Annotated in this window: 2 protein-coding genes and 2 pseudogenes; 1 reads left to right on the forward strand and 3 read right to left on the reverse strand. The window is 66.7% G+C overall.

Translation table 11 applies throughout. The annotated features are described in order from the left end of the window. Positions 1–762 (reverse strand): annotated as a pseudogene (gene pctA, locus LT948_RS33445) (methyl-accepting chemotaxis protein PctA); the annotation flags it as partial. Between the two features lie 17 nt (positions 763–779). Continuing rightward, a pseudogene (pctA, locus tag LT948_RS33450) lies at positions 780–1,328 on the reverse strand (methyl-accepting chemotaxis protein PctA); the annotation flags it as partial. Between the two features lie 399 nt (positions 1,329–1,727). Between pctA (LT948_RS33450) and LT948_RS32915 the strand changes: the two are divergent. Continuing rightward, positions 1,728–3,218, forward strand: a complete 1,491-nt coding sequence (locus tag LT948_RS32915; RefSeq protein WP_003093869.1) for a helicase HerA-like domain-containing protein — start codon at positions 1,728–1,730, stop codon at positions 3,216–3,218. A 103-nt stretch (positions 3,219–3,321) separates the two neighbouring features. Here LT948_RS32915 and LT948_RS33455 read toward each other — a convergent pair. Continuing rightward, a partial coding sequence (locus LT948_RS33455; RefSeq protein WP_372237216.1) for a hypothetical protein occupies positions 3,322–3,414 on the reverse strand: 93 nt, incomplete at its 5' end.

A 3,414-nucleotide genomic window follows, 5' to 3' on the forward strand; every position in this document is an offset into this window, starting at 1 on the left:
GTTGCGGGCGATTTCCTGGGCGGCGGCGCCGAGTTCGTTGATCGCCGCGGCTACGCTGTTGGTGCGGTTGGACTGCTCGTCGGAGTTGGCCATCGAAGAGTTCGAGGCGTTCACCACCAGTTGCGAGACGTCGTGCAGTTTGTGCGCGGTCCCGGCGACTTCCCGGATCGAGCGATGGATCCGCTCGACGAACTGGTTGAAGGCATCGCCGAGCACGCCGAATTCATCGCGGCTGGTCACGGCGAGGCGCTTGGTCAGGTCGCCCTCGCCCTGGGCGATGTCCTGCATGGCACGGCCCATCAGGTGCAGCGGCTGCATCAGCAGGCGGATCAGCAGGCCGAGCAGGACCAGGATGGCGACGATGGAGATCAGCGCGGCGGCGATGGCCGAGACGCGGAACTTGCTGAGCATGGCGTAGGCCTTGTCCTTGTCGATGGACAGCGCCAGGTACCAGGTCACCGAAGGCAGGCCCTTGATCGGGGTAAAGGCGAGGATGCGGGTATGCCCGTGCAATTCGGCCTCGCTGAAACCGGTGGCGATCTTCGGCGTGTTCTGCGGGTAGACCTCGCTCAGGGTCTTCATCACCTGCTCTTTGTCCGGGTGCACCAGGATCTTGCCGTCGCCGCTGACCAGGAAGGCGTAGCCCATGCCGCTGAAGTCCAGCGAATTGATGATCTGTACCAGGGTCTTCAGGCTGAGGTCGCCGCCCACCACGCCGAGGGTGTTGCCGGCGGCCTTCACCGGCGTCGCCGCGGTGATGATNTGAAGTCCAGCGAATTGATGATCTGTACCAGGGTCTTCAGGCTGAGGTCGCCGCCCACCACGCCGAGGGTGTTGCCGGCGGCCTTCACCGGCGTCGCCGCGGTGATGATCAGTTCCTGGGTGGCGGCGTCGACGTAGGGCTCGGTCAGGGTCAGGCCGCCGGCCGCTACGGCGTCCTTGTACCAGGGCCGGCTGCGCGGATCGTAGCCGGCCGGCATCGGGCTGTCCGGGCGCATGGTGAAGACGCCGTCCTGCTGGCCGAGGTAGGTGAAGCTGAAGGTCGAGGTCAGGGCCGGCTGTTCGAGCAGGGCGCTGACGGCTTCCGGGCTGTGGTCGCGGGCCAGGGTCTGGGCGGTCTGCTCGACCAGCAACAGACGGCCGCCGAGCCAGTTCTGGATGTTGCTGGAGGTCACGTCACCCATCTCCCGCAGGTAGCTTTCGAGGTCCTCGCGGATCGCGTTGCGCTGCAGGTAATCGTTGTAGAGGGTGAACAGTGCGAAAGCGGCGAACACCACGAGGGAGGCCGCGAGGAGGATCTTGTGGCTGAACTTCAGACTTTTGATCATGTTGTATTGCGTCCAGGAGTATGTAGCGCCAGTCTTTGACCAGACCCCTGCGACCGTTCCGCGGGCGCAGGGGCTTTCCGTACGCCTTGCAGCGTCGGGCGGGTCGCGCGGGTGGGTAGTCCGTCGACCCAGGCACGGCCTTGTGCCACGAAGCCACGGTTCCCTGGGTGGCTCCGAAGAATGCGTGATACGGATACGATGGCGATTTTTCCTGTCTCAGCAAGGCCCGAAGGTCTTCGCTGAAGCTGGACGGCCAGATCGGGCCGATGCGCTGGCCCGACGCCCTTCGCGGGAACCCGCGCATATTGGTACGCGGGTTCCGCTGGAAGCCCCGTTGTACAAGGGCTTTCCCATACTGTCGGCACAGCGTGCCGGAGCTTTAGTCCCGAGGATGAATGGATGTCGCAAGCGAATGAGTTGTTGATCGGCGCTGGCCCCGATGGCCAGCCGGTAGGGCAGGCCTGGCGCCTGGCCAACCGTCATGGATTGATCGCCGGCGCCACCGGTACTGGCAAGACGGTGACCTTGCAGCACCTCGCCGAATCCTTCAGCGATGCCGGTGTCGCGGTATTCGCCGCCGACATCAAGGGCGACCTGTGCGGCATTGCCGCGCCGGGCAACCCGCAGGGCAAGGTCGCCGAACGCATTGCCAGCATGCCGTGGCTGAACTACCAGCCGAAGGCCTACCCGACCACGCTCTGGGACATCGCCGGGAAGACCGGCCACCCGTTGCGCACCACCATCAGCGAGATGGGCCCGCTGCTGCTGGCCAACCTCCTGGAGTTGACCGATAGCCAGCAGGCCGCGCTGTTCGCCGCCTTCCAGGTGGCCGACCGGGAAGGCCTGCTGCTGCTCGACCTGAAGGACCTGAAGGCGCTGCTCAACCACCTGAAGGACAATCCGGAGATCCTCGGCGAGGACCGGGCGCTGTTCACCGGCGCTTCCGGGCAGGCGCTGCTGCGCCGCCTGGCCACTCTGGAGCAGCAGGGCGCCGAGGCCTTCTTCGGCGAGCCTGCCCTGCAACTGGAAGACATCCTCCGCCCCGAGCCGGACGGGCGCGGGCGCATCCACCTGCTCGACGCCAGCCGCCTGGTGCACGAGGCGCCGAAGGTCTACGCGACTTTCCTGCTCTGGCTGCTGGCCGAGCTGTTCGAGCAACTGCCGGAGCGCGGCGATGCCGACAAGCCGGTGCTGGCACTGTTCTTCGACGAGGCCCACCTGCTGTTCAACGGCACGCCGAAAGCCTTGCGCGACCGCCTGGAACAGGTGGTCCGGCTGATCCGCTCGAAAGGCGTCGGGGTGTACTTCGTCACCCAGTCGCCGGGCGACCTGCCGGACGATGTCCTGGCCCAGCTCGGCCTGCGTATCCAGCATGGCCTGCGCGCCTTCACCGCCAAGGAACAGAAATCGCTGCGCGCGGTGGCCGACGGTTTCCGCCCGAACCCGGCGTTCGACACCCTGGGGGTGCTGACCGAACTGGGTATCGGCGAGGCGCTGGTCGGCACCCTGGAGGAAAAGGGCACGCCGGCCATGGTCCAGCGCGTCGCGGTGGCGCCGCCCTATTCGCGGATCGGCCCGCTGAGCGACAGCGAACGCGCCGAACTGGTCCAGCGGTCGCCGTTGAAGGGGCGCTACGACCAGCCGATCGATCGCGAGTCGGCCTACGAGGTGCTGGCGAGCAAGGCGGACGCCAAGCCCGAGGTGCAGGGCCAGGCGCCTGCACAGCAGGAAAGCGCGTCCGGCGTCGGCGGCATGGCCGGGCAGATTCTCGGCAGCCTGCTGTCCAATTCGACGGTGAAGAGCGCCATGCGCCAGGCGGCCAACCAGTTGAGCCGGGAGCTGGTGCGTGGCCTGCTCGGCTCGTTGATGGGCGGGAAGAAGCGGCGCTGAGCGCCAGGCCATGAAAAAGGCGCCCGCGGGCGCCTTTTTCATGGGGGCTGGATGATCGCCGACTAACCGCTTCGCGGTTAGCTGGCCTGTGGGACGGACGGGCTCAGATCTTGAAGCTGTCCACCAGGTGCCGCAGGCGCCCGGCCTGGGCTTCCAGCTCGCCGCAGGCGCGCAGGGTGGCCTGGAGGTTCTCCAC

The organism is Pseudomonas sp. CP-1, from assembly GCF_021213715.1.
GTDB lineage: Bacteria > Pseudomonadota > Gammaproteobacteria > Pseudomonadales > Pseudomonadaceae > Pseudomonas > Pseudomonas aeruginosa.